At 45.0% G+C, this 26,196-nt stretch carries 27 protein-coding genes; 19 read left to right on the top strand and 8 right to left on the bottom strand.

The features are described from left to right. Window positions 1-11 precede the first annotated feature (11 nt). From C1A11_RS05465 to C1A11_RS05405, 13 genes are all read left to right on the top strand, one after another. Entirely contained in the window at window positions 12-1,106 is a 1,095-nt protein-coding gene (locus C1A11_RS05465; RefSeq protein ID WP_102049499.1) for a DUF6076 domain-containing protein, read from the top strand. A 146-nt stretch (window positions 1,107-1,252) separates the two neighbouring features. Beyond that, window positions 1,253-1,858 (top strand): hypothetical protein, encoded by a 606-nt coding sequence (locus tag C1A11_RS05460; RefSeq protein ID WP_102049498.1) that lies wholly within the window; start codon window positions 1,253-1,255, stop codon window positions 1,856-1,858. Between the two features lie 32 nt (window positions 1,859-1,890). Continuing rightward, on the top strand, window positions 1,891-5,136 hold the full coding sequence (gene hsdR, locus C1A11_RS05455; protein ID WP_102049497.1) for a type I restriction-modification system endonuclease: 3,246 nt from the start codon (window positions 1,891-1,893) through the stop codon (window positions 5,134-5,136). Continuing rightward, window positions 5,136-6,716 (top strand): class I SAM-dependent DNA methyltransferase, encoded by a 1,581-nt coding sequence (locus C1A11_RS05450; RefSeq protein ID WP_102049496.1) that lies wholly within the window; start codon window positions 5,136-5,138, stop codon window positions 6,714-6,716. Before hsdR ends, C1A11_RS05450 begins: the two co-directional genes overlap by 1 nt. Continuing rightward, window positions 6,716-8,293, top strand: coding sequence for a restriction endonuclease subunit S (locus tag C1A11_RS05445; protein WP_102049495.1), 1,578 nt, complete (start codon window positions 6,716-6,718; stop codon window positions 8,291-8,293). The genes C1A11_RS05450 and C1A11_RS05445 overlap by 1 nt, the downstream gene beginning before the upstream one ends. Beyond that, the gene (locus C1A11_RS05440; RefSeq protein WP_180950259.1) at window positions 8,283-9,833 is read left to right on the top strand and encodes an AAA family ATPase; all 1,551 of its coding nucleotides are present in this window, start codon (window positions 8,283-8,285) and stop codon (window positions 9,831-9,833) included. Before C1A11_RS05445 ends, C1A11_RS05440 begins: the two co-directional genes overlap by 11 nt. After that, window positions 9,830-10,648 (top strand): HNH endonuclease family protein, encoded by an 819-nt coding sequence (locus tag C1A11_RS05435; protein ID WP_102049493.1) that lies wholly within the window; start codon window positions 9,830-9,832, stop codon window positions 10,646-10,648. The genes C1A11_RS05440 and C1A11_RS05435 overlap by 4 nt, the downstream gene beginning before the upstream one ends. A gap of 142 nt (window positions 10,649-10,790) precedes the next feature. Further along, window positions 10,791-11,696: a helix-turn-helix transcriptional regulator gene (locus C1A11_RS05430; RefSeq protein WP_102049492.1), complete on the top strand. Its 906-nt coding sequence runs from the start codon at window positions 10,791-10,793 to the stop codon at window positions 11,694-11,696. 61 nt (window positions 11,697-11,757) lie between these two features. Then, window positions 11,758-12,024 carry a zinc ribbon domain-containing protein gene (locus C1A11_RS05425; protein WP_102049491.1) on the top strand — a complete coding sequence of 89 codons (267 nt, stop codon included), beginning with the start codon at window positions 11,758-11,760 and terminating at the stop codon, window positions 12,022-12,024. 15 nt (window positions 12,025-12,039) lie between these two features. Continuing rightward, window positions 12,040-12,468 carry a DUF3795 domain-containing protein gene (locus C1A11_RS05420; RefSeq protein ID WP_102049490.1) on the top strand — a complete coding sequence of 143 codons (429 nt, stop codon included), beginning with the start codon at window positions 12,040-12,042 and terminating at the stop codon, window positions 12,466-12,468. Further along, window positions 12,465-12,896 carry a DUF3788 domain-containing protein gene (locus C1A11_RS05415; protein WP_102049489.1) on the top strand — a complete coding sequence of 144 codons (432 nt, stop codon included), beginning with the start codon at window positions 12,465-12,467 and terminating at the stop codon, window positions 12,894-12,896. The genes C1A11_RS05420 and C1A11_RS05415 overlap by 4 nt, the downstream gene beginning before the upstream one ends. Window positions 12,897-12,902: 6 nt before the next feature. Then, complete coding sequence (locus C1A11_RS05410; protein WP_102049488.1) at window positions 12,903-13,766, top strand: SPL family radical SAM protein; 864 nt, start codon at window positions 12,903-12,905, stop codon at window positions 13,764-13,766. A 12-nt stretch (window positions 13,767-13,778) separates the two neighbouring features. Continuing rightward, on the top strand, window positions 13,779-14,384 hold the full coding sequence (locus C1A11_RS05405) for a class I SAM-dependent methyltransferase (protein ID WP_102049487.1): 606 nt from the start codon (window positions 13,779-13,781) through the stop codon (window positions 14,382-14,384). Window positions 14,385-14,557: 173 nt separating this feature from the next. Here C1A11_RS05405 and C1A11_RS05400 read toward each other — a convergent pair whose 3' ends face one another. The 6 genes from C1A11_RS05400 to C1A11_RS05375 are packed head-to-tail and all read right to left on the bottom strand — an operon-like array spanning window position 14,558 to window position 16,967. Then, entirely contained in the window at window positions 14,558-15,007 is a 450-nt protein-coding gene (locus C1A11_RS05400; RefSeq protein ID WP_102049486.1) for a DUF6550 family protein, read from the bottom strand. A 13-nt stretch (window positions 15,008-15,020) separates the two neighbouring features. Continuing rightward, on the bottom strand, window positions 15,021-15,362 hold the full coding sequence (locus tag C1A11_RS05395) for a TnpV protein (protein WP_102049485.1): 342 nt from the start codon (window positions 15,360-15,362) through the stop codon (window positions 15,021-15,023). Beyond that, the gene (locus C1A11_RS05390) at window positions 15,352-15,633 is read right to left on the bottom strand and encodes a DUF6809 family protein (RefSeq protein ID WP_102049484.1); all 282 of its coding nucleotides are present in this window, start codon (window positions 15,631-15,633) and stop codon (window positions 15,352-15,354) included. The genes C1A11_RS05395 and C1A11_RS05390 overlap by 11 nt, the downstream gene beginning before the upstream one ends. A 9-nt stretch (window positions 15,634-15,642) precedes the next feature. Then, window positions 15,643-16,218, bottom strand: a complete 576-nt coding sequence (locus C1A11_RS05385) for a hypothetical protein (protein ID WP_102049483.1) — start codon at window positions 16,216-16,218, stop codon at window positions 15,643-15,645. Next, a complete protein-coding gene (locus tag C1A11_RS05380) occupies window positions 16,211-16,756 on the bottom strand; it encodes a helix-turn-helix domain-containing protein (protein WP_102049482.1) in 546 nt (181 codons plus the stop codon). Before C1A11_RS05380 ends, C1A11_RS05385 begins: the two co-directional genes overlap by 8 nt. Further along, window positions 16,734-16,967: a hypothetical protein gene (locus tag C1A11_RS05375; protein ID WP_102049481.1), complete on the bottom strand. Its 234-nt coding sequence runs from the start codon at window positions 16,965-16,967 to the stop codon at window positions 16,734-16,736. The genes C1A11_RS05380 and C1A11_RS05375 overlap by 23 nt, the downstream gene beginning before the upstream one ends. Before the next feature lie 375 nt (window positions 16,968-17,342). Between C1A11_RS05375 and C1A11_RS05365 the strand changes: the two genes are divergently transcribed. The 4 genes from C1A11_RS05365 (at window position 17,343) to C1A11_RS05350 (ending at window position 21,139) form a co-directional block, all read left to right on the top strand. Then, the gene (locus C1A11_RS05365) at window positions 17,343-18,488 is read left to right on the top strand and encodes a hypothetical protein (protein ID WP_102049479.1); all 1,146 of its coding nucleotides are present in this window, start codon (window positions 17,343-17,345) and stop codon (window positions 18,486-18,488) included. A 244-nt stretch (window positions 18,489-18,732) separates the two neighbouring features. Next, on the top strand, window positions 18,733-20,118 hold the full coding sequence (locus tag C1A11_RS05360; RefSeq protein ID WP_102049478.1) for an MATE family efflux transporter: 1,386 nt from the start codon (window positions 18,733-18,735) through the stop codon (window positions 20,116-20,118). Then, window positions 20,096-20,554 carry a MarR family winged helix-turn-helix transcriptional regulator gene (locus tag C1A11_RS05355; RefSeq protein ID WP_102049477.1) on the top strand — a complete coding sequence of 153 codons (459 nt, stop codon included), beginning with the start codon at window positions 20,096-20,098 and terminating at the stop codon, window positions 20,552-20,554. The genes C1A11_RS05360 and C1A11_RS05355 overlap by 23 nt, the downstream gene beginning before the upstream one ends. 174 nt (window positions 20,555-20,728) lie before the next feature. Continuing rightward, window positions 20,729-21,139: a peptide deformylase gene (locus C1A11_RS05350; protein ID WP_102049476.1), complete on the top strand. Its 411-nt coding sequence runs from the start codon at window positions 20,729-20,731 to the stop codon at window positions 21,137-21,139. Between the two features lie 108 nt (window positions 21,140-21,247). Here the strand turns inward: C1A11_RS05350 and C1A11_RS13770 are convergent, their stop codons facing one another. Next, entirely contained in the window at window positions 21,248-22,342 is a 1,095-nt protein-coding gene (locus C1A11_RS13770) for an anti-sigma-I factor RsgI family protein (protein WP_180950258.1), read from the bottom strand. Window positions 22,343-22,353: 11 nt separating this feature from the next. Continuing rightward, window positions 22,354-22,905: an RNA polymerase sigma factor gene (locus C1A11_RS05340; RefSeq protein WP_102049475.1), complete on the bottom strand. Its 552-nt coding sequence runs from the start codon at window positions 22,903-22,905 to the stop codon at window positions 22,354-22,356. Window positions 22,906-23,339: 434 nt separating this feature from the next. Here C1A11_RS05340 and C1A11_RS05330 point away from each other — a divergent pair, with 434 nt between their 5' ends. Both C1A11_RS05330 and C1A11_RS05325 read left to right on the top strand, forming a co-directional pair. After that, window positions 23,340-25,361, top strand: coding sequence for a methyl-accepting chemotaxis protein (locus C1A11_RS05330; RefSeq protein ID WP_180950257.1), 2,022 nt, complete (start codon window positions 23,340-23,342; stop codon window positions 25,359-25,361). 172 nt (window positions 25,362-25,533) lie between these two features. Next, a complete protein-coding gene (locus C1A11_RS05325) occupies window positions 25,534-26,196 on the top strand; it encodes a GNAT family N-acetyltransferase (RefSeq protein ID WP_102049472.1) in 663 nt (220 codons plus the stop codon).

Below are 26,196 nucleotides of genomic sequence, written 5' to 3'. Positions count from 1 at the left end.
CGGAGGTCGTTATGTTTTATGTACCGCAGTTGCCATGCTACAAAATTTATAAGCAGTCCAATCACGCCCTGCGCATTATCTGGTTTGAGAATGAAACCAGCAAGAGTCATTTTCAGCAGGACTGTGTGGGTGATTTTCTGATTCAGTTTTTAGAGATGGATTTATCTGCCTTTCAGAAAGTAATGGGCGGATTTATAAAGGGCAATGAGTTCAACTTTCGTTTGCAGGCTGATATTGGGTATCGCGGTGTCTGTGACAAGATGCGAGACGCTGCCGATTTGCTTTCTGACAACATCCATTTGCATCGTTTCTTGCTGGGGGAGCTCGAGCGCTGCTTTGATAACGAAGAATGGTCTGATCCTGAACAGCTGAAGCGCGGGTTTATGGCACTTGCAAATATTCTGTTGCTGCGCGAGGATTTTGAAAATGGCATAGCTTTTTGTTTGGACGATAGCCTTCACCCCGAAATCTCGACTGCTCGTAAATTTCTTGGCTTTCTGCAAAGTGATGCGAAATTCAGGGACTATACTTTTCAGACCGGTTATGCGATGGCTCCGGTGGATAAGAACGGCAATCTGGACTATGCCACGGTACGCAGCGTGAACGATAATGAGCTGGATATTGAAGCCCAGCTCGCAACCATGTATAACGGCAGGGGCGGCATTAGCTTACTGCCGTTTACATGGATACTATCCTTTGATGATTTGCTGTTTTACGATTTTCTGGAGCTGATGAGCCGAGGATTAAAGGTCAAGCGGTGTAAGCTGTGCGGGAGATATTTCGTGCTCAAAAACAAACGCAATGCCGAATATTGCGACCGAAAAACAGAAAACGGCCGCACCTGCAAGCAAGTGGGGCCGAAAATGATATTCAATGCACAGCTGGACAAGACGGAGAATGCTCCGCTGAAAGAATACGAGCGTATTCGCCGGATGAAGCAGCAACAGCTGGAGCGTGACCGCAATAAGGAAACGGCGGAAACTAAGGGACAAGCGCAGGCGGCGTTTGATGCATGGTCGGTGCCTGCTATGGCGGCAAGGGAACAGTTTGTGGCTGGGGAGATTTCGGGGGAGACGTTTTTGGAAAAGATAACCGCTAAACATTGAGTTACATCCAAACTCAATTTGTTTTTTAGTGAAATGTGCATATTGTGTAATTTTAAAATTCAAAAGTTAAGTTACACTATTGACAACGGTACACCGGTGTGTAATACTATAATTACATTTTATTATTACACACTGGAGGAGTTGTAATGAGCAGGTTAAATTCGCTTATTGAAAGCAAGATAGAAAAACCGAAAGAAGAGCCGAAAAAGCAAGTTGCTCTTTCTATTAAGGTATCCGACTTAGAAAAACTGCAATTACTTTCCACCGCTCTATCGAAGCAAAGCGGAGAGTGCATTACACGAAATCAATTAATCTATGATGCCATCGAAGTTTTTATTGAAGATGCTACGAATCTTCTGATAGAAAAAGGAATTGAAATTGACAGTAGCTTACTGGATGTCGATTATGATACGGTTGTTTTTCCAGCTCACAAAGATGGGTTTGAGGAGACATTTTTAGGAGAAGAGGAGTGGAGATATGTTAGAGTAAGCAAGCATAAGATTCCCCACATTAAATATGTTGCGATTTATGTCGGTGCCCCTATATCAGCCATTACACATTATGCGAAAGTAGCAGCTAACGGTTTTTGCTATGATGAGACTGAAAATAAATATATTATTAAATTTGAGAGCTCTCCTGTTCCACTTGAAAACCCTGTTGTTTTAGGGAACAGTTCCCCCGCTTCGGTGCGTTCCCCAAAGTATACTACGCTAAACAAACTGATTCACGCTGAAAAATTTGCAGATTTATAAAAGCACTGTAATAGATGACATGGAGGTGTGACATGAAATCAAACTTTGACTTTTTACACAACAAATTTGCTGTCCTCTATGAAATTGGACAGTTGGCAGAAAAATATCTTTATTCTGATTCCAATTCTTGCCTCATTAAATTGGGTATGATGGGTGAAACTGTTGTCAATTTGATGCTTAAGCTGGACGGGATTGCTCCGCCCAATGTGGATAACACCCATGCGAATCGTATTCGCCTTCTGAAACGAGAAGGCCTATTGCCTCGCGACATTGATGATATTTTATATGCCCTTAGGACTACAAGAAATGATGCAATCCATCAAAATTTTGCAGATGCTGAAAAATGCAAAACCCTGCTGGAAATGGCCTATACCCTTTCTGTTTGGTTTATGCAGACCTATGGCGACTGGAATTTTAACGCAGGTACATTTATTCTTCCTTCTAATGATATGATGGATTTTGATGCTATCATTCTTGAAAAAGAGACTATGATTGAGAAGCTGACACAGAAAATTGATCGTATTGAGCCGCAAAATATTAGCAACAACGATCGACAAAAACAAGCAAATAAAGCTGCTTCGCTCATCAATCTTTCCGAAAAAGAAACTCGCTATTTAATCGATGAACAGCTACGCTTAGTGGGGTGGGAAGCAGATACAGACACTCTTCGCTATGCAAAAGGAGCTCGCCCACAAAAAGGAAGAAATATTGCGATTGCCGAATGGCCAACCAATTCGCAACTTGGTAGCCGTGGATTTGCGGACTACGCCTTATTTGTTGGAACCCAACTCGTTGCGATTGTAGAAGCTAAGAAAGCCCTGATTGATGTGCCAAATATTATTGATGTGCAATGTAAAGACTACGCACGAAATATCAAAGATGATGACTCGAATTATATTATCGGGCAATGGCAAGGGTATAAAGTGCCATTTGTGTTCGCAACCAATGGAAGAAAATATTTAGAGCAGTATAAAGAAAAATCGGGTATTTGGTTTCTTGATTTAAGGAATGAAACCAATATTTCTAAGTCCTTGCGAGGCTGGGTAAGCCCCCAAGGTATTTTGGAATGGCTGGAAAAAGATATTGCTGCTACAAACAGCACACTGCAAAATATATCTAAAGATTTATTGACTGACAAAGACGGCCTTAACTTGAGAGAATATCAGGTTGAGGCAATTAGTGCCGTTGAAAACACCATTGTGAGCGGTGCTCAAACCGCTCTGCTATCCATGGCAACCGGAACTGGTAAAACCAGAACCATATTAGGTATGGTTTATCGCTTTTTGAAATCCAAGCGATTTAATCGGATTCTTTTTCTGATTGATCGTACCGCATTGGGAGAGCAGGCTCAAGATGTATTCAAGGAAGTAAAGCTCGAAGATGTCATGACCCTTGATAAAATTTACAATATCAAAAACTTAGAGGAAAAGGAAATTGATCCTGAAACAAAAATCCAAGTGGCAACGGTACAAAGCCTTGTAAAACGCATTATATATAACACCGGTGAAGCTATGCCTGCTGTTTCTGATTATGATTTGATTATTATAGATGAAGCGCACAGAGGCTATATTCTGGACAAAGAGGCTGGTGAAGACGAACTGTTATATCGAAATCAAGATGACTTCGTCAGCAAGTATCGTACTGTGATTGAGTATTTTGATGCGGTCAAAGTCGGTTTAACGGCGACTCCTGCACTGCACACCACGGAGATTTTCGGCAAGCCTGTTTTTGAATATAGCTACCGCCGAGCAGTTGTGGAAGGCTTTTTGGTCGATCATGATGCGCCCCACAACTTGACAACAAAGCTGAGTGAAGATGGAATTACCTACGAAAAAGGTGATATTGTCCCTGTCTATGACCCGAATACTGGTGAAATTACAAACAGTGCCGAGCTTGCAGATGAGCTTAAATTCGATGTGGAGCAGTTTAATCGGAGAGTCATAACTGAAAACTTTAACCGTGCTGTTTTAGAAGAAATTGCAAATGATATTAACCCAACCGGTATGGGTAAAACGCTGATTTATGCGGTCGACGATAACCATGCTGATATGATTGTAGATATCTTACGTGAAATTTACGAACCTTACGGCATTAGCAACAATGCCATTATGAAAATTACCAGCAAATCCGGCGATAAGAAGCGAGTATTGGAGCTCATTCGTGCTTATAAAAACGAGCAATATCCCAATATTGCGGTTACCGTAGATTTGCTCACCACCGGCATTGATGTGCCTGAAATTACTACGCTTGTTTTTATGCGCCGGGTGAAATCTCGTATTTTATACGAGCAGATGTTGGGACGTGCTACCCGCCTGTGTGACAAAATTGGGAAAACCCATTTTGAAATTTATGATCCCGTAGGTGTGTATGAATCCTTGCAGGATGTCAGCACGATGAAGCCTGTTGTAGCCAATGCCAACGCAACCTTTATCGACTTGCTAAATGGGCTAGAGGAACTCCAAACCGATGCACAAATTCAAAACCAAATCGATATGATTATTGCGAAAATCCGCAGAAAGCAAAAGCGGATGACCACAGCACAAAAAGAGCGGTTTGAGCACTTCGCAGATGGTAAAACCCCGACTGAATTTATCGAGCAGGTTAAGGCGCTCCCTGCGTCTGAAAGTAGGGATCTTTTGCTCAGCAAGCAAGACCTATTCTATGTGCTTAACGAAGGTGGCATTGATGCACGGCGTGCCGTTGTGATTTCCGACAAGGAAGATGAGCTTCGAACTCATACCAGAGGATATGGCAAAGGGCAAAAGCCTCAAGACTACTTAGAGGAGTTTAGAACTTTTATTTCCGAAAATGCAGATAAAATAGAAGCGCTGAAACTCGTCTGTACCCGACCGGCGGAGCTTACCCGTTCGGCACTAAAGTCTCTGCGTATCGAGCTGGACAGCAAAGGCTTTACCGAAACCCAATTGAACAGTGCGTGGAAACAAACAACAAACGAGGACATTACCGCCGATATTATCAGCTTCATTCGCTCACAAGCAATCGGTTCACAGCTGTTAAGTCATAGCGAGCGAATTCAAAAAGCTGTGGAAAAGCTGAAATCAGCACACCGTTTTTCTAAAATGGAGCTGGACTGGCTTGATCGCATTGAAAAGTTTTTACTTACCGAAACGGTACTGAATGAAGAAACCTTTAATCTGGGTGCTTTCCGAGATTTTGGCGGATTTAACCGCATTGACAAGCTGTTCAAAAACAAACTAAATGAATACATTATAGAGCTAAATCAATACCTCTATGATGATGGAGGCAAAGTAGCATAATGAGCAATCAAGAAATTGTTTCGAAACTATGGAATCTTTGTAATGTACTGCGTGATGATGGTATCACTTATCATCAGTATGTTACCGAGCTGACCTATATCCTTTTCCTAAAAATGATGCAGGAAACGGATACTGAAAAAGATATTTTAAAAAATCTTATTGACTTGGTGGACATCATTAAAATCGATGATAAAACCACCCCACAAGAGATTATTGAAGCCATTGACCAAGAATTAAATAAAATCAGTCAATCCAAGTCTGTAAACACCAAGGCCAGCAAAAAAGAAATTTCCCTTGTTGAAAAAAAGGAGCTTGCTGATTACTCTTGGGAAAGCCTTGTTACAAAAGATGGCATTGAACTGAAAAAATATTATAATACCCTGCTTCGGTTGCTTGGTGAGCATTGTAAAGGCCATATCCGTGATATTTACCGTGATGCAAGAAGCAATATTGATGAGCCGAAAAACCTTAAAAAAATTATTGCAAACATCAATGCACTTGACTGGTACAGTGTGGATAAAGATGGGTTTGGCGACCTCTACGAAGGGCTTTTGGAAAAAAACGCCAACGAAAAGAAATCTGGTGCAGGGCAATATTTTACACCTCGTGTGCTGATTGATGTGATGGTGAAATTGGTAAAGCCAAGGCTTGGCGAGCGTTGCAATGACCCCGCCTGCGGAACCTTTGGATTTATGATTGCGGCCAATCGATATGTACGGGAGCATAACGACATCTTCAGCATGTCACCGGAACAATACACCAAATTCAAAACCAAGGATTTCACAGGCTGCGAGCTGGTTGCCGATACCCATAAGCTTGCCCTCATGAATGCTATGCTCCATGGTCTGGAAAGCGACATTCTTCTTGCGGACACGCTCTCGAACCAAGGAAAGAGCATGAACAGCTTTGATGTGGTGCTGACCAACCCGCCCTTTGGCACAAAGCAAGGGGGCGAGCGCGCCACGCGCGATGATTTAACCTATCCAAGTTCCAATAAGCAGTTAAACTTTTTACAGCACATTTACCGTAGCTTAAAGCAAGACGGTAAAGCCCGTGCTGCTGTCGTGCTACCCGATAATGTGCTTTTTGCTGACGGCGACGGTGCAAAAATTCGTGAGGACCTCATGAACAAATGCAACTTGCATACCGTTCTGAGGTTACCCACAGGTATTTTCTATGCACAAGGCGTCAAAACCAATGTGCTGTTTTTCACCCGTGGTAAAACCAATGAGAACAACACCAAAGAAGTGTGGTTTTACGATATGCGCACCAATATGCCTTCCTTTGGCAAGACCACGCCTCTAAAACCGGAGCATTTTGCGGATTTTATCAAAGCTTATGAGGCAACCGACAGAACCGCAATAAAGGATGAACGTTTCTCAGTTTTCACTCGTGAGGAGATAGAAAAGAAAAACAATAGCCTCGATTTGGGCTTAATTCGTAATGACAGTGTGTTAGATTACAACGACCTTGCTGACCCTATTGAAAGTGGCGAAGAAGTGATTGCACAGCTTGAAGAAGCTGTTGATTTAATTATGAGCGTTGTGAAAGAGCTGAAAAGTTTAGGCGGTGAACGCTGATGGCAAAGAAAAAAGAAAGCCTTTCTTTTGAAAAAAGACTGGAAAAAGCATTGGTGCCAGACTGGAAACAGCCTTATAAAGTGCCGAATAACTGGGTTTGGACGAGTGTTGGTATTGTATGTAAGCTTCAAAATGGGGAGAAGCAAAGCGAGAATGCATTGCCATATCTTGAAGCAAAATATTTGAGGGGAAAAATTGAAGCAACTATTAAAACAAGCGGTCATTTTATTGCTAAAAATTCTAAGGTAATCTTAGTAGATGGGGAAAATTCAGGAGAAGTATTTAGCATTGGTGAAGATGGCTATATGGGCAGTACTTTTAAAAAAATGGAAACTACCGAGCTAATCAATAGTAGTCTTTTTGAGTATTTTATTTGCATATATCAAGATTACTTTCGAAATTCTAAAACAGGCTCAGCAATACCACACTTAAACAAAGAGTTGTTTTACAATTTGTCCTTTCCACTGCCTCCTCTTGCCGAGCAACAAAGAATTATTGACCGCATTGGCATTCTGTTTGCAAAATTAGATGAGGCGAAAGAAAAGGCGCAATTCGCCCTTAATAGCTTTGAAACCCACAAAGCAGCTGTCCTGCATAAGGCTTTCAAAGGGGAACTAACCGCAAAATGGAGAAAAGAAAATGGTGTTGGGTCGGATAGCTGGGTAAGTACTCCATCCAATAGTGTTTTTTCATATATTACAAGTGGATCAAGAGGCTGGGCACAGTATTATAGTGATTCAGGAGCCATATTTATTCGCATGGGAAATCTGGATCATGGAACCATAAAAATTGATTATTCCGATATTCAATATGTAGATTTACCAGATAGAGCAGAAGGACAGAGGAGCCTTGTACGGCGGAATGATATTTTGGTATCTATTACAGCAGATGTTGGAATGATAGGAATTGTTGAGGATGACTCAACCGAGGCTTACATTAACCAACATGTTGCTCTAGCAAGACCGGTGCCAACAGTTAACGCACGTTTTATTGCATGGTTTTTTGTTTCCGATTTAGGCTTAGGGCAATTGCAAAATTTAGAGCGTGGGGCAACCAAAAAAGGGCTTTCACTTCAAGACCTTAAGTCATTGCGAATTACGCTTCCTACTCTACGCGAGCAGAGTGAAATTGTCCGAATCCTCGACAGTATTTTTGAAAAAGAAGAACAAGCCAAAGATCTTGCAAGCGTTATTGAAAAAATCGACTTGATGAAAAAGGCAATCCTCGCTCGTGCCTTCCGTGGTGAACTCGGCACCAATAATCCGGCGGAGGAAAGCGCAATTGAGCTACTAAAAGCTGTAATTCAGGAAAAAATAAATGGTAGCTTCAAAAATTCAGATACTAAAAATATGATTAAAAAAGTTAAACTCAAGGAATCGGAGGGCAAAGAAGTGGCAAAGACGATTTTAGAAGCGTTGCAAGAGAATAAAGAATTAACACCAGAAAAACTGAAGGCACTAACCGGATTAGAAATCGATGATTTTTATGAAAAACTCAAAGAATTAGTGAATGATGGAAAAGTCATAGAGCGTCGTGAAAATGGCGAGTCATTTTTGGAGGTTGTCCATGCGAGTTGATAAACTTGATATAGATAATTTTAAGAATCTGAAAAACTTTCACATTGACATAGATGAAACACAATTGACCTCTGTCTTTATTGGACGCAATGGTGCGGGCAAATCCAATTTGATAGAGGCTTTGGTCATTATTTTTCGTGACTTGGATTTGAATGTGCCTACCACTAATTTCTCCTATACCGTAACTTATCGATGCTCTAGTCATATTATTACTGTTGACAACTCCAAGCTTGATGGAAAAAAGGGCTTTAATGTAGATGGCGAATCCATAAGTAAAAGTGCCTTTTACAAGGAACGGGAGAACTATCTTCCTGCCCATGTATTTGCATATTATTCGGGGCCTAGCAATCGTTTAGAAAGCCACTTTTCAAAGCATCAGCGTAAGTTCTACAATGCATTGTTAAACGGAAAAGATGAAGTTATCCGCCCACTCTTTTACGCCAGACTTATCCACAGTAATTTTGTCCTACTTGCGTTCTTCTCTTTTTTTGAAGAAACAAACAGCCAATTCCTAAGAGAATATCTGGATATTATTTCTGTTGAGTCCATTCTGTTTGTTCTTAAAAAAGCGAGCTGGGTAAAAGAGAAAAGTGGGCTTAAATATGCAAAATCTGAACTTTGGGGTGCCCGAGGAGTTGTGCGTGAGTTTTTAAATGATCTTTACAGGTTATCCCTTGCTCCATTAAAGGAAACAACATCTTTTGATGAGGGGTTCAAGCCCGTAAAAAAAGAGGTAACATACCTCTTTTTGAAGGATCAGAAAAAACTTATGGAATTTTCTGAAAGGTACAAAAACAATGTTGAATTCTTCAAGCATCTTGAGAGTATGTACCTCTCAGATTTAATTGAGGAAATACGGATTAAGGTCAGAAAATCTGATGGAACAGTAATAACTTTTAATGAATTGAGTGAAGGTGAGCAACAACTACTAACAGTACTTGGCCTTTTAAAATTTACGAAATCAAAGGAATCTTTATTCCTTTTGGACGAGCCGGACACGCATTTAAACCCTGCATGGAAATTTGATTATCTGAAACTAATACAAGATGTAGTGGAACCATCGGAAAATAGCCAGGTAATATTATCAACACATGACCCCATTGTGATAGGTGGATTGAAAAAAGAAGCTGTAACAATTTTCGACCGTTGTAATAATCAGACTGTTATCAAAACACCCGAAGTAGATCCAAAAGGTATGGGTGTTGCTGGATTACTGACCAGTGATTTATTTGGGTTGCCGTCTACACTTGACCCTGACACGCAAAAGGATTTGGATAGGAAACGCCAACTACTATATAAGGAAAATAAAACAGTTGCCGAACAGGATGAATTACGCCACCTTGAGCGTGAATTGGAAAATTTGGGATTTACTCGCACAACTCGTGATCCGCTATATGACAAATTTATTGAACGACTATTTGCGCGACCTGAATTCCAATCTAAACCAATTACTGATGTTGAGAGAAAACAGATGGCAGCTTTAACCGATGATATTTTAGCTGAGATATTGGAAGAGGAAAAGATGGAGGGCAAGGGATGATATATATTGATTTAAAACACAACCCTCCATCAGCGGATCTGATTAATGAGGGCAAAAAATTAACAGCGGAGCTCATGCTGCTCCCACCATCTGAACGCAACGATTTTATTGATAAAAATAGTGCTTATTGGGGCAAGCTTAAAGATTATCTAAGTAAGCTTTCTGATGGAAAGTGTTGGTACACAGAAGCAAATGACATAGCCTCTATTTATCATGTGGATCATTTTCGACCTAAAAAAGCAACACTAAAACTTACACGAAATTGTGAAATCAAGACCAACAATAATACAGAGGGATATTGGTGGCTTGCGTTTGACTGGAGGAACTATAGGTATGCTGCTTCCATCCCGAATACAAGTAAAAATGCCTACTTTCCGCTAAAAGACGGAACAGATGCTGCAAGTGATCAAGATGGCATTCCAAATGAGTGGCCAGGATTAATAGATCCAACAGAATTAGACGATATTATCCTTATCGCTTTTAACAACGATGGGCAAGTGTATCCAGCATGTTCTGATGATGATTGTTGGGATGCAACACGTGTGAAGCTTTCCGTGCGTGTATATGATTTGAACCACATTACTTTGGTAGATGCACGCAAGGAAATTCAAAATAAATGCAGACGAAAGATCGAGGAAATACTTGAAACACAGAAGAATTATGCTAAACACGGAGATCCAACTTACCGAAAAGTTCTAAAAGACCGCATGACGGAATTGCGAGATTTTGTAAGTCCACACGCCGAAATGTCGGCCGTGGCTCGCAATTACATACGTAGCCATCCGGAGGAGTTTATAAGAAACATTGCAAGTTAGTAGAGTATTCCGATTCCCTTCTAAGCTCACTTTTCTAATGACAGTTATACGAAAAGGTCAATATCAGCACACAACCCTGACATGACAGTGTCAGGGTTGTGTGCTATACTAGAGACACTAACCGCCGAGGGGGGGTGTAACCATGAAAAATGACCGCTTATTTCAATTTATATATCTGCTGCTTGAGCGTGGGAGCATGACCGCTCCAGAACTGGCAGAGGCTCTTGAGGTGTCTGTACGCACGGTTTATCGTGATATGGAGACGCTCTCCATGGCGGGTGTTCCGGTCTATGCCACGGCGGGCAAGCATGGTGGCATTTCGCTTTCCGAGGGCTACCGATTTGACAAGACACTGCTCTCCGATGCGGAGCAAAACCAGCTGCTTTTTGCGGTGCAAAGTCTCAAGGCTGCTGATCAGCAGGTGGACGATCTGCTCTCAAAGCTTGGCGGTGCCTTTCGCAAGCCACCTCGTGACTGGATTACCGTGGACTTTTCCCGATGGGGACTTCAGCGTGTAGATAGCCAGCGCTTTGAACTGCTGAAAAATGCCATTCTTGACCGTCAGGTGTTGCGGCTGACCTATTGCGGTACTTCCGGCGAGACAACAGGACGCAGCATTCATCCCCTGCGGCTTATCTACAAGGACAAGCATTGGTACTTACAGGCTTTTTGCCTGAAAGCCGAGGACTTTCGGCTGTTTAAGGTCAGCCGTATTTTGGAGCTGATGCCCACAGGCGAACAGTTTGACCATGACTATGAGGGGGAAATACCGCCCATCGAACTGGATACGCCATCCAATGCAAACACCTATTTCAAACTGAAAATTTCCGGACGGCTGGCGTTTCGAGTATATGACGAATTCGACCGAGGAAGCATCACCCCCCTGCCGGATGGCAGCTTGCTGGTGGAGGCTCATTTCCCCATGGATTCTTGGGTGGTCGGGTATCTGTTTTCCTTTGGAACTGATGTGGAGATTTTGGAGCCACCTGAGCTGCGGCGAGAGCTTGCAGAATATGCAGAAAAAATTGCAGTGCATCACAAACCCTGACAGACAGTTGTCAGCTTTTGTTTGGTATGATAAAACCACCAAAACAAAGGAGGTCAACAAAATGGACCTGAAAAATCAGAAGTTTTGTCAAAGCTGCGGAATGCCGATGGAGGGTGCGCAGTATGGAACGGAGGCTGACGGCAGCAAAAGTGCCGATTATTGCAACTATTGTTACGAGGGTGGCAAGTTTTGCGTGGATGTAACCATGGAGCAGATGATTGACTTTTGCACAAAGCCCATGGCGGATGCCACCGGCATGACCGCCGCTGATGCCAAGGCACAGATGGCTGCATTTTTCCCGCAGCTAAAACGCTGGAACACAAAGTAAAGGGAGGTGCAATTCATGTCACAATCTGATTTTACAGAAGCACTGCTTGCACCCTGTGGCATGAATTGTGCCGTTTGCTACAAGCACCTTGGCAAAAAGCTCTGCTTGGGGTGCGGTAAGGAAAGCGCGGCAAAACCAGAACATTGCAGAAAATGTCCCATCAAGGATTGTACGAGGCAGCAAAGCATCCGCTTTTGCTGGGAATGTAATGATTTTCCCTGCAAGCGTGTGGGGGCTCTGGATAAAAGCTATCGCCTGCGGTATGGGGTCAGCTTAATTGAATACGGGCAGATCATGCAGTCGCAGGGCACAAAAGCTTTTTTGCAAAAGCAGCAGGAGCAATACACCTGCCCTGCTTGTGACGGTATAATCTCTCTGCATGATGGAATTTGTAGCAGCTGCAAGGCAGAGTATCCCTTGGGAAGGAGTCGTGTATCCAAATGAACTGGAATCAGCTTTATCCCAAGGCTTGCCCACCGGACATCACTGCCATTTCCGATTATATCAGAAGTCCTCTATGGAATGCACTCTGCGCTCATTTAGAGTCCTGCTATGGTGTTTTGCCCAAGGTGGCGCACAGCATTTGTTCTGGTGCCCCCGGCTGGAATGTCAAATACAAAAAAAGCGGGCGTGCCCTTTGTACCCTCTACCCCGCAGAGGGCTTTTTCACCTGCCTTGTGTCGGTGGGCAGCCGTGAAGCGATGGAAGCGGAGCTGCTGTTATCGGGCTGTACCGAAGCAGTGCGCAGCCTGTATTGGAGCACAAAACCGTTTAATGGTGGGCGCTGGCTGATGATTCCTGTCACATCTCCCGAAATTTTGGAGGATGCGAAACAGCTCATTGCCCTGCGCATACAGAAGAAACGAGGGTGATACAGGATGCACTACACCGATGCAAAATCCATCCTTTCCCCGAAAAACGGCATGAACCTTTATCGGGGCTGCACCCACGGCTGCATCTACTGCGACAGCCGCAGTGAGTGCTACGGCATGACCTACACCTTTGAGGACATCGAGGCGAAACGCAATGCGCCCCGGCTTTTGGAGGAAGCCCTCCGAAGGAAGCGCAGCCGCTGCATGATTGGCACTGGTGCTATGAGCGACCCATACCTACCCCTCGAGCAAACCGAGGGTCTGACACGGCGTGCGCTGGAAATCATTGACCGCTACGGCTTTGGTGTTACGCTGCTGACCAAAAGTGATTTGGTGCTGCGGGATCTGGATTTGCTGCAAAGCATTCACCGCAAGGCGAAATGCGTGGTGCAGATGACCCTGACCACCTATGACGAGAACTTGTGCCGCATTGTAGAGCCGAATGTTGCCACCACCCACCGGCGCTTTGAGGTACTGATGGAGCTGAAAAAGGCGGGTATTCCCACGGTGGTATGGATGACCCCAATTTTGCCCTTTATCAACGACACCGAGGAAAATATCCGAGGTCTACTGGAATATTGCAAAGAGGCCGAGGTTAAAGGAATCCTTACCTTTGGCATCGGCATGACATTGCGTAGCGGCAACCGGGAGTATTTTTATAAAAAGCTGGACGAGCACTTCCCGGAGATGAAACGGCAGTATATGCGCACCTTTGGTTCGTCCTACGGCATTCATAGTCTAAACGGTAAGGTGCTGGGCAAGCTGGTAAAGGATTTTTGCAAAGAAAACAGCATTCTGTATGGTACTGATGCTATTTTCACCTATTTGAACACGCTCAACGAACCACAAACACAGCTTTCGCTGTTTTAGGGAGGGACACATTTGAACCGATATGAACAGCGCTCACGGGATACCTATAACAAAATGGCGGTGGAGTATGATACTTCTCGTGAGGGAGTTTACACCCGTGCGTTCAAGCAAAAGCTGATAGAAACGGTGCATATCCGTGAGCGTGACAAGTTGCTGGACGTTGCCTGTGGCAATGGTGCGCTGCTTGCGATGCTTTCAAAAACCGTACACTTCGACGGATACGGTGTGGATATTGCGGAGAATATGATTTGTGAGGCACGAAAGCGGCTGCCGGATATGCGGTTTTCTGTAGCAGGCTGTGACAACCTCCCCTTTGGGGACGGCTCCTTTAATGTGATGACGGTGAGCGCAGCCTTCCACCACTTTCCTGATGCCTCAAAATTTGCAGAGGAGGCGTTTCGGACATTAAAACCAGGTGGTGTCCTCTACATTGCCGATGTGTTTTGGCCTGCACCGCTCCGAGTCCTTTGCAACCCATTTTTGCGTTTTGCAAAAACAGGGGATGTAAAGATCTATGCACCCAGCGAAATCAAAACGTTATTTGAGCAAAGGGGCTTTGTCTGCAAAGGGTTGCAGGTGCAAACACCCATGCAGATCATTACACTGGAAAAAACATAATCAGTAAGAGAACTCGCAAAGTAGTTTTATAGCTTTCTCAAAGGTGTTGCCGTGAATGCAACTATCTATACGGTTATCACCGCACACCGCAGCCTTTGATGGGGTAAAAAGCAAGCAAACAGGCTTCCGGCTAAATTGTCGGGAGCCTGTTTGCCTATGTCGCTTAGCTTATATCACATTTCGCCCACAATTTTACCAGTCCCTGCATGGGGAGCAATAATGCAGACGTTCTCCTCGCCACTATCAGGTATCCAGCCAAAGCCCGGGACATAAATTGCACCGTCTTGCCGGATTGCACCATCCTCCGGCTGGATTGGCTCTGAATGTGGCGTCTGAACTGGTTCTGGAGTCGTGGCGGGCACGGCGACTTCTTCTGGCAAAGACGGCTCCGACGATTGCGATGCTTCCTCTGGGACTTGCTCAGACGCATCTGGGAACTCCTTTTTTGGCAGCTCTGTGACACGTTCTACGGAGACTTCGGTATCCGCTGAAACATCTTCCTCAATCGGCACTTGTACAGTCTGTACAGAGCTTCTAATGGGCGAGTTGTTTGTCAAAACAGCCTGATAGCTGGCAAAGGTCAGGAACAATAAAATAAGTGCAAATGTCCATAGTTTTCTCATAGTAGAATCCCCCTTACACACAAATGAGCTCAAGGCAAACCACTTCATTGGCGACCATTTGTGCCATCGTACGGATGGCAAGCCGTTCACAGAAATCATCCTCGGGCAGGGGATGACGATTGATGTAGCTTTCCTGTATCGTTTCAGACAGGCGGTTTGCCTGCTCTTCAATTTCTCCGCAATGGGTTGCCAACTGCCCGGTTATCACCATTTCACGGAAAACCCACGGCTTTTGTAGTTTTAGATATTGCAGTCGCATCTGTCCGTATTTTCCCAAGTCATTCAGCTTTTCAGGGGCGTCAATGGCGATGTTTGGGTACAACAGTCCGTCAATTTCGATGTAATCAAAGGTCATGGTTCCAGTCCTCCTTTGTGGCTTCTAAGGCAAATTGCGTACCCAGCTTAAAGCCTGTGATAAACTTATTCACAGCAGTTGCGCCATTAATCTCGGACCAGGCGTTGCAGAAATCTAAAAACAGCTGCTTTTCCTTGCCCTCCAACAATTCCGTGAGTTTGGCTTCGCAGTCTGAAATACGCTGCATTGCCTTGCCATAGCTGCTCCTGTGGTCAAACCCCTGTGTATTGGGGTCAATATTACCGAAATAAAACTCTTCTAAAATGCTCATTACTCTGCCTCACTTTCTATGTTGGAGCTTCCATGTCAGAAAGCCATTGATTAAATCGTTAAACACCGTTGTCTTGTTTTTGCGGTTTAGCCCATCCTTTGATGCCAGAAAATCCAGCAAATATTCTTTTGGGATGATTTTGGATGAGCCATAGGGAATGTGCTTGAGTTTTCCGTTATTCACCCATGTACAAATGCTGCATGAACGATAGCCGGTGTACTTTGCCACGTCCTCCAGAAGCATCGCATCTGGATAATCGACCAAGGTGGCAGCGAGGTATTCACGTAGCTGCTTGTATTCCTTTTCGTCCACAGCAAGCCGCATCCCCGAGGAATACTGTTTGAAAAGCGGATAGTTTGCGGGGCTGTATAGTGCCGGTGCTTGCTCACGGTTTTCCAAATAGGCAATCACATCGGTCATTTTGATTTGATAGCAGCGGGTTTTCTTGCCGGTGCACTTACAGGGCACCAAACCGCACTTGAGCAGGCACCGTGCCGTTTGCTTGCTGATGTGTGCGATGATGCGAAAATCCTCTTTGCTGACATACTCAGGATAAAGCTTCAGCAAATACTTATACTCACTCATCCACACCACCTGCCTTTTCGGTCAAGCGATAGACGCGCTCAATTTCAGCCATATCCGCCTTTTGCTTTGGGGATTTATTCTTGATGGTGCGATAGTAGGGTGAACACAGGAAGTCCAGCAGATAACGCTTTGGCACCAAGTAGAAACGCCCACTGCGGATGGATGGCAAATCGCCGTGCAGAAGCCAGTTTAGTACGCCGGATTTTGAAAATCCGGTCATCCGGATAATGTCATTCAGTTCCAAGACATCCGGTTCTTTTTGCAGCATTCGCTTGTAGTAATGGGTCATGATTTTAATGTACAAGCTTCGGCTGCTCTGCTTACAATGACGCTCTTTCAACATGGCAAGGACATCAGTGGTTTTAATGACATGAGTGTGAATCAATCGGTCAACCTGCTCCTCATAAGGGAGTACCCCGGAGCGCTCCAGCTTGTAGATTGTCTTTTTGCTCAGGTGGCAGAGTGCCGCCACCTCCTGCTGGGTCAGCTTCTTTTTGCCTGTAGCTTTGATTTCTTTACATATGGTTTCGTAGTCCATTTTTAGCCTCAATATCTCTCCAAAATTTCAGCAGTAGGCGGCAAACATTGATGGCAACAGGGCTCAGCATCTCTCCTACATCTCTCCAACGTGCAAAAAAGAGGGTCAAAATGGGGTGTTTTGCGTAACCCCGCACCGTTACTTGAGTTAAGAGGAAAAGCACTGCAAAAACCCTAAAATTCAGAGGTTTTGCAATGCTTTCATCTACCATTAAATTCTTCCATTTTCAGCCGTCTACTTGAAATATCAAGTCGCTCGAAATGCGGTTGTCCGCAAGGGCACGTGGGTTCGAATCCCACCCTGTCCGCCAAAAAAGTCGTGTATGGATTTTAATCCATACACGACTTTTTATTTGTTTCCATAAAAACATAGGAACAGCTCCTATTATACGAAACACGCAAAAACGGATGAGCTTTAAATTAAAATCCATTCGCTTTCTTTTTGTTAGTCTCCATGTTATGATGAAAACAAATAAATTTGGGTTTGCGGCAATCATTTTGCTAGCAATCTTTTATCTAAGTTGCGTGACTCTTTGTGATTGTTCCCTTCTGTGATTCTCGCTTACATATTTGTAGGGAGGTTAAACATGAAACACCAATTTCCTGCAGCAATCTTAGTCCTTATATTTGTCTTGGTCATGCTGTGCAGCTGTACCTCTGCATCTCATATAAGCAGCACCCCTGTGCCGGAGCCCTCAAATACTCCATCATTGCCTTATCAAGCGGGCGGCATCTCTGCTGATGCCTTGCATGAGGCCTGCCAACGCAAATCTGTCGGCAGTTATCTCTGGATTTCTGAAGAGGAACTGATTTTGGAAAGCGCCGTTTATCCTTCTGAGAGCACGGCAGAAAAGTATGATGTGAGCTGGTTTTTGTGGAATATTTCTACTGGTGAAATAAAATCTATTTATCACGGACGGCCGAGCACGTATAATTCCATTGCAAAGGTTAGTACAACGTCAACCGGCATGCTAGAAATCAAGCTGTTTGGCTGCGAGATTGTAAAAATAAACCGAGACGCAAAAACTGGAGAACGCATAGCAGGTACAAATTATAATGCTTCAGATCCCCTCACCACTTGTTTTGATTCGGAATTACAAGCACTTTTTTTCTGCGAAAACCAGCAGATGAAAATGCTAAAAGACAACAATCTTACAGTTCTTTACACACTCAGCAGCAATAGCTATCCTCGGTGTCTATCTGTTTCACCGGACAAATCCACCTTCTCTTTTGCGGTCGCCAAGGGAGATGCTTGGGTATCGGAAACCATTTTAATAGATTTGAATTCCCTGTCAGTTTCTTCTGTTCAAAAAGACTTTGTAGCGCCTTATTACTGCTGGCTGGAAAACCGTTTATGCGCTATAGAAAACAGAGATGAGGGCACTACTAAAATTTATTATGGCGATAACTTGGAACAAGAAATTTTAATAGAATACCCGGTGCCTAGCTCTGGCTTTTTCTATTTTGAAGCTGGGCAGGATAATTTAGGCGCGCAAAATGATCTGATTCCGTTTGCGAAGGAATACCAAACTTCCAATGGTGAATGGATTAGCGAGGTTAATCTCCTCTTTTTAGACAATGGAACACCGAAAATACAAACCGTTGCCGTTTTTGATAACGAAAATATATTCAATCTTACACTTTCGCCTAAGGGCGATAAGTTGTTTTTTTCTCACTTTGAGGCTTTTACGGGAAAAAATCCGTGGCTAACTATTACTACTGTGCCAAAATAAATGCTGCCAATCTCAAACTTACCATAAACCTCACATAAAAAGCCCGCCTTTTCTTTTAGATGTCACTTCAACAGTTAATGTATAAAGACCTGTTTATATAAATAAAACGATTTTAGTGAAAATTCGGCTGTAAATAAAGCCATTATTTTTTATTTTTATTTACGTTATTGCATCTCTAGGTCTTGTTGTGTTATAATCCTTTCTATTCGTTGCGTGCGCAACAATAAGAAAGGATTTATATTCAATGAGCACAATATCACCCAACGCTTCTCTCGGAGAAGAAAAAATCAGCCGATTGATTTTTCGTTATTCTGTACCTGCAATTATCGGACAAATCGTAAATATGCTTTACAGCGTCGTCGATAGGATATATATTGGTAATATCCCTCACGTTGGCGGCTTTGCTATTACCGGCGTGGGGATTACCATGCCCATCACCATGATTGTTACCGGCTTTGGCATGCTGGTTGGCATTGGTGCCGCTGCCAACATCTCGCTTTCTTTCGGGCGAGGCGACCAGTCTCGCGCAAAGAAATACCTTGCGAATGGCATTTTAGGTATTGGCGTCATCAGCGTGCTGATTGCCGTGCTGGGCAACCTTTTTGCACCGCAAATCATGCGGATTTTTGGTGCTACCGATACCACACTTCCTTTTGCGCTCACTTATTTGCGACCGATTCTCTTTGGCACCCTTTTCAATCTTACCGCATTTGGGCTAAACGGCTGCATCAGCAGCGACGGCAACCCGCGCCGCGGTATGATGACAATGATTATCGGTGCGACCATCAATATCATTCTGGACCCGATTTTCATTTTCGTTTTGGACTTGGGCATTGCCGGTGCGGCTTATGCCACTGTGCTCTCGCAAATCGCTGCTTCTTGCTGGCTGCTGTTCTACTTTTTTGGCAGCAAAAAAGCCAATATGCGCCTGCATTTTTCCGATTTGAAAGTTGATTTTGGCATTGTAAAAGAGATTTTGGCCATCGGCTCTGCACCGTTTTTGATGCAGGTTGCGAGCAGTATGGTGCAGCTGCTTTCCAACAACGCGCTGCTCACCTACGGCGGCGACCTTGCCATTGGCGCAATGGCAGTAATCACTTCTATCTGCTCGGTATTTATTATGCCTATTTTCGGCCTTACCCACGGCACTCAGCCCATTCTCGGCTACAACTTCGGTGCAGGTAATTACGACCGAGTCCGGCAAATTTACCGTCAGGTGCTTCTCTGGGTTACCGGCATTCTGTTGGTCGGCTATGCCGGCATCATGCTGTTTCCAAACGCATTGGTGCGCTGCTTCTCTTCCGACCCGGCACTTTCTGAAATTGCAGTGCAGGGCATGAGAACCTATCTGTTTTTGCTGCCGCTCATTGGCGTGCAGATGGTTTCCAGCAGCTATTACCAATCGGTCGGCAAGCCGGTGTTTGCAATGGTCATCGGCCTCACCCGCCAGGCTTTGTTCCTCGTTCCTGCTTTTCTCATTTTGCCCCGTTTCTACGGGCTTTCCGGCGTGTGGTACGCAGGACCGGTTGCCGACTTCCTCTCGGTGGCACTTTCGGCAACCTTAATTTCGTTTGAGTTTAAAAAAATACGTAAACTGGAGGTAACATATGAACCAGCCAGGGCGGCATAGCCCCGATCCGGTAAGCTACTATATCGGTCACCTTTACCGGCTGGGCAGCATGCAGCTATCTAAAGAATTGTCCCATTTTTCTCTCGGCTATGGGCAGTATCTGTTCCTTATCAACCTTTATGGGCAGGACGGGTTGAAACACGAAGACCTTACCGCTCGCCTTCATGTGGACAAATCTACAACAACCCGCGCTATCACCAAGCTTTACGAAACAGGTTATGTTACAATAAAGCCGGATGCTGACAAGCGCAAATACACCATCCACCTAACCGAAAAGGCAATGCAAGATAAAGAAAAGATTCTTGCTATCGGAAACCGTTGGGAAGACACGCTTGCCGAGGGCTTAAGCACAGAAGAGCGTGACGAGCTGTTTCGCCTGCTGAAAAAAATCTCTGCTTATCACTACGCCAACAACAAAAATGGTGCTGACCGGTAGCCCCATGGCAACTTTCTTGCCGAAGCTTATAACCAGATTGGCGTAAGCCGGAGATTTGTGTTCTTTTTGCTTCGCCTGGTGCTTTTATCTCTGTCTTTGTTTTGGTGCCCTTTTCATTCAAGGCAATCGGGTGGATAGCTGCCGCACACTGCTTACCGAAAGGATTTTTGCAAAATGATACGACCTATTATTCACGATGAGGCTTTTTTGCAGCTTCCCTCTGAAACTGCTCTGCCCCAAGATCTTTCTGTGGCGCAGGACCTGCTGGACACCCTTGCCGCCAATACCGAACGCTGCGTCGGGCTTGCCGCAAACATGATTGGTGTTTCTAAGCGAATTATTGCCATAGATAATGACGGTAACTTTTTGGCGATGCTAAACCCTGAAATTTTGCGCCGCAGTGACCCATATGAAGCAGAAGAAGCCTGCCTTTCGCTGGAAGGTACCCGCAAAACCAAGCGTTATCGCAGTATTAAGGTGCAGTACCAAACCACGGCAATGCAAACTCGCATTAAAACGTTTACGGATTTCACCGCACAGATTATTCAGCATGAGATTGACCACTGTAACGGCATTGTAATTTGATGCCGTTCTCGCAATAAAAAAGTAGCCCCGCTTTTCCGGTTCAGGCAAGATCTGAGCGGATCGGCGGGGCTGCTTTATTATGGGGTGCAAAAAAATTGAAAGTACGGCTTAGTCGTCGTCTTCGTCGTCATCATCGTCCAGCTCGACGTGTTGCTGCGTATGCGAAGATGCGGCGACATTGCTGCGCGAAGATGCAGGTTTTTCCTGCACAACGACGGGGCCAGGCTTGCTGGAAGAGGCCGGTGCAGTAGTGGGTGCGGGCTTGCTGCTGGTGGCACCAGATACACGGTCATCATCGTCATCGTCATCGTCGTCTTCGTCATCATCGTCATCGGGCAGCCGGTCGTCATCGTCATCATCGTCGATATCACTGGCATCTTCTATGGCATCGTTTTTATCGTCGATTGCATCTTCAATGGCGTCTTCAAGATCATCGTCGTCGTCCATATCACTGGTATTGACAAGGTCGGCAATGGGAATCTGCTTTTCTGCAACCAGTGCAGAGAGCTCTTTCAGCGACATTTTTGCAAGCTCATCGGCTTTCAGGGTATTGTCTTTGGCAAGCAGCTTCATTACAAAATCCGCTTTACCCAAAGAGATACCATGTTGGTCAGCAAATGCCTGTAGCTCTTTGGAAACAGCTTCTTTCTGGGTAAAGATGGTGGCATGGGTGTTGTTCTCTTTAAGGATGCCGCTTACACTCTGGCTCATCTCTTTTTCCAGTTTTTCTGCCTTGGCCTGGTCTTTGTTTGCTACCGAAATCAAAACCGTATTGTCGGGGTTTTCAGCGCTCAGGTAGCCGTTTTTGAGCAGTGCACCTAAGATGGCGTTGGTGGCAACATCGAGATCCACATTTTTCAAATCCATACCATCTAGCACGCGCAGGGCATCCTCATTCATTGCAGTAATCTTAAGCACTTTGTCGTTGCTGCGGGTCGCGATTTGGATGCTGGGGTTTACGTCTACGCTAATGATAGAATCCACACGCGGAACAAGGGTGCTGGCGAGAAAAGAGCAGCCAAATACAAAAAGTATACTTGCTGCGACAATCAGTTTAGGGAAGGAGCGGGTATTCTGTTTTTTCTGCGTTTGCATTGTCATATTCTCCTTTGTTAGGTCGGGGGCCGTGCCCTGTTCGAAAACTTCAGGAGCAGTCATAATAACAGCACGCTTCAATGACTTTTTCAGCTCTTTGCGGTTCATATTATGGCCTCCTATCTTTCGATTGCTTTCTGTAGTTTTTTGAGTGATCTGTTGTATTTGGATAGCACCGAGCCGAGTGGCTGGTGGAGTGTAGTTGCAATTTCTCTAAATTTCATGCCGGATACTACGTGGAGCAAAACAATTTCGCGCCCCTGCTCATCCAGCACCTGCATTGCTTTTTCAAGTACCATTCTGTCGAGCGCCTGACTTTCTTGCTCTTCTTCACAAGGAACTTCGAGCAGCACCTCTTCATCAAGCAGGGTGTACCGTTTACTGCGCAGCTCCATATAACAAAGGTTGCGTGCAATCGTGTATAGCCATGCCATGGGTTTTTGCTGCGGCTCGTAGTTTTCCACCGATTTTTTTACAATCATATAGGTGTCCTGCATCAGGTCCTCTGCGATGGAGGGGTTTTTCACAATAGACAAGATCATACAGTACACCGCTGGACGGGTAGAAACGTAAAGGTCTTCAAACGCTTTATCATCTTTCTCGGCAACTCTGCGCATCAAGTCGTCAGAAAGAAGAATTGCGCCCTGCTTGTTTTTCGAATTTTCAATCATCGTTCTTCCCCTCCGCCAACTTAATGCACTAGCAATGCGTTTTATTGCAAACAAAATAGTTTTTATTTTTTACAGGCTTTACGGCCTGCTTTTCTGTTTCGTCTTTTCATTTTACTATAGGATTGTTTCAAAAAGATACTGGGAAAACCTTTTTTACTGCTCACAAATAGTTACACATTTAGAAAGCGGAAAATCTAATACCCTATATAAAATTATTTATAAAATGTAAAAACAGCCTATTCATGCCACTTTTTATCGGCTTTCTACTTAATACAACGAAATACATCAAAATGTAACAAATCGACGAGCTTCGCGCTTTATTGACAGTCATTTGTTACCATGCTAAAATAAAGAAAATACCATATTATGGTATAAAATAAGTGTGGTGTGAAGGAATTTTTATGAAAAGTGTACAAAAAAGAGGAAAGGTTCTAATGGGGACCAAACGCGGCAGCATAAAGACAAAAATCGTAGCGATTACACTTGCAATGGTCATTTTTGCGCTCGTGGTTTCCAACATCATCAGCGCCAGCATTTCTACCAAGGCGGGGCAGGTAACGGTAGAATCTGAAATGAAAAGCACGGCACACAGCATTGCGGCTCAAGTTTCGGAGTATGTGAACAAGGCATATGGTATTACCCAAACCGTAGCCTCCACAAGTGACATTCAGTCTGCTGATATGGCGGTACAGCAGGCCCTTGTTAACAAGGTGGCGAAAGACAACCCCTTCTTTATTCTGGTTTACAACCAAAATGCAAATGGTGACCAGACTGCGCGCGATAACGGCGACCTCGGCAACCGTGCCGACCGCTGGTGGTTTATCAAGGCAATGCAGGACAAAACCGCCTTTGTTTCCAAGTCTTACTTCAGCTTATCCGGCAACGTTGCAGTCACTTCGATTGTTTGCCCCGTGTTTGATGCGGCAAATAACATTAGCTATGTGTTTGCGACCGATTTGAGCCTGGAAAAGCTGCAGGAGATTGTAAACGCTTACAACACAGAAACGCGCTATTCCATTATCATTGACGGGGAAGGCAATGTTATCGCTCACCCCAACAGCGAGAGCGTTTCTAAAATGCACAACTATTTAAAAGGTACTTATGTGGAGGGCGAAGCGGAGCAGCAGCTTACACTGCCGCCCGAGCTGACCGAGATTTCCACTCAGGCATTAAGCGGTGAATCCGGCGTACGTGAATTCTCGGACGAGAACGGTGTGCCTTGCATCTATTCTTACGAACCAATTCAGCTGCCGGGCGAGTCCGACCCTTGGGCGGTCATTACCGTAGAGCAGCACGCGGCGGCATTTGCCACCACCACGGATATGATTAAGACGAATATTGCATTTATGGTTGGCACTATCGTTGTTGCAATATTCTTGGTGCTGGCGTTTGCTTCCCGCCTAACCAATCCGCTCAAAAAACTTACCCATGCCGCAACACAAATCGGCTCGGGTGATTTGGACGTTGCACTTGAGGTGCGGTCTAAAGATGAGATTGGTGAGGTTGCAGATGCACTGCGCCAGACAGTAGACCAGCTCAAAAAATATATGGGCTATATTAATGAGGTCACCAGCGTCATGCAGGCGGTAGCGCATGGCAACCTTGCGTTTGAGTTGCAGCAGGACTATGCCGGCCAGTTTGCACCCATTAAAGTGGCGATGAACGACCTTGCTACCGCGCTGAGCCAGACAATGCTGAGCATTAAGCAGGCCTCGGGTGAAGTAGCAACCGGTTCTGACCAGGTAGCCTCTGGCGCACAGGCACTCAGTCAGGGCGCTGCTGAACAGGCTTCCTCTGTAGAAGAGCTTTCTGCCGCCATTATGCAAATCTCTTCTCAGATTGAAGCAAATGCGAAAACTGCTGAGCACGCAAACCAGCTTGCGCAGGATGTGGGCCAAGGCATTACGGACAGCAACGAGCACATGCATGACATGATTACAGCCATGCAGGAAATTCGAGAGAAATCCAATGAGATTGGCAAAATCATCAAGACAATTGACGATATTGCCTTCCAGACCAATATTCTCGCGTTGAATGCTGCTGTAGAAGCCGCCCGTGCTGGCACTGCTGGCAAAGGCTTCGCCGTAGTTGCAGATGAGGTGCGAAATCTCGCTCAGAAATCCGCCGAGGCTGCAAAAGTCACAACCTCTCTCATTGAAGGCACCGTGCAGGCTGTGCTGAACGGTACCAAGATTGCGGACGAAACCGCTCAGTCGCTGGTAACCGTGGTAGAGAGCACGCGCCAGGTGAGCAGCATGGTAGACGAGATTACGGTTGCCAGCCGCCAGCAGGCAGAGGGCGCTAACCAGATTTCGATTGGCGTGGAGCAGATTTCGGCTGTGGTACAGACAACAAGCGCCACCGCAGAAGAATCCGCCGCGACAAGTGAAGAGCTTTCTGCACAGGCAGAGATGCTCCGCTCGCTCGTAAACCAATTCCATTTAAAACAAGACTAAGCAATGTATCAAAAGTGACGGCGTTTTGCGCCGTCACTTTTTCTTTTGCCGCGCGCGGAGCAACTTGCACTTTATCGGCAGCAGGGCTAAAATAAAAGCAAAGATTTCACTGATATCTTGGCTCTGCCCTTATAGATTTTTTCGATACTTATCACCAGAAAGCGAGGATCCCATGAATCCATTAAAAGCAAAGCGGCTTTTTCTCGTGCCCATGACGGATGAAGATCTGCTCTCTTTATCTGAAAACCACCCCGACCCAGAGTTGCGACAGGCTTACCGCGAGATGCTGGATGGCTGTCGCAAAGGCCCCAAAACCCGGCTTTGGTATACCGCCTGGAAGATTTGCCTGTTGGGCGGCGTATGCATTGGCGATGTAGGCTTTAAGGGGCCCCCGCAAAACGGCACCGTAGAGATCGGCTATGGCATTGACGAAGCTTACCGCAACCAAGGTTACACAACCGAGGCAGTGGAGCGGTTGATGCGTTGGGCCTTTGCCCAAAAAGACGTTTATTTTATTGAAGCTGAAACGGAGCCCAACAATGCAGCTTCGCAGCGAGTACTGCAAAAATTGGGCTTTACTCCTTTTGGGCAAGGTGAAGAAGGGCCTCGTTTTGAAAAAGAACGGCCTGACAAGAGCGAAGACCGCTCTTCTTTTTTCTGCATCGGCACTGGGTTAGGTGTCGCTGTTGGTGTTTCTACAGGCAACCTGGGCCTTTGGCTGCCGATTGGCGTGGCCATAGGGCTTTGCCTGGGCAGCACTGACCATGCCGAAAACGCTAAAAAAAGAAAAACTTTTCGCGCGGCACGCATCGCAGCGCAAAAACACAGTGATTAA

This window comes from Pygmaiobacter massiliensis (assembly GCF_900199435.1).
In the GTDB taxonomy this organism is placed as follows: Bacteria; Bacillota; Clostridia; order Oscillospirales; family Ruminococcaceae; genus Pygmaiobacter; species Pygmaiobacter massiliensis.
This window is presented reverse-complemented; position numbering and strand designations above follow the sequence as displayed.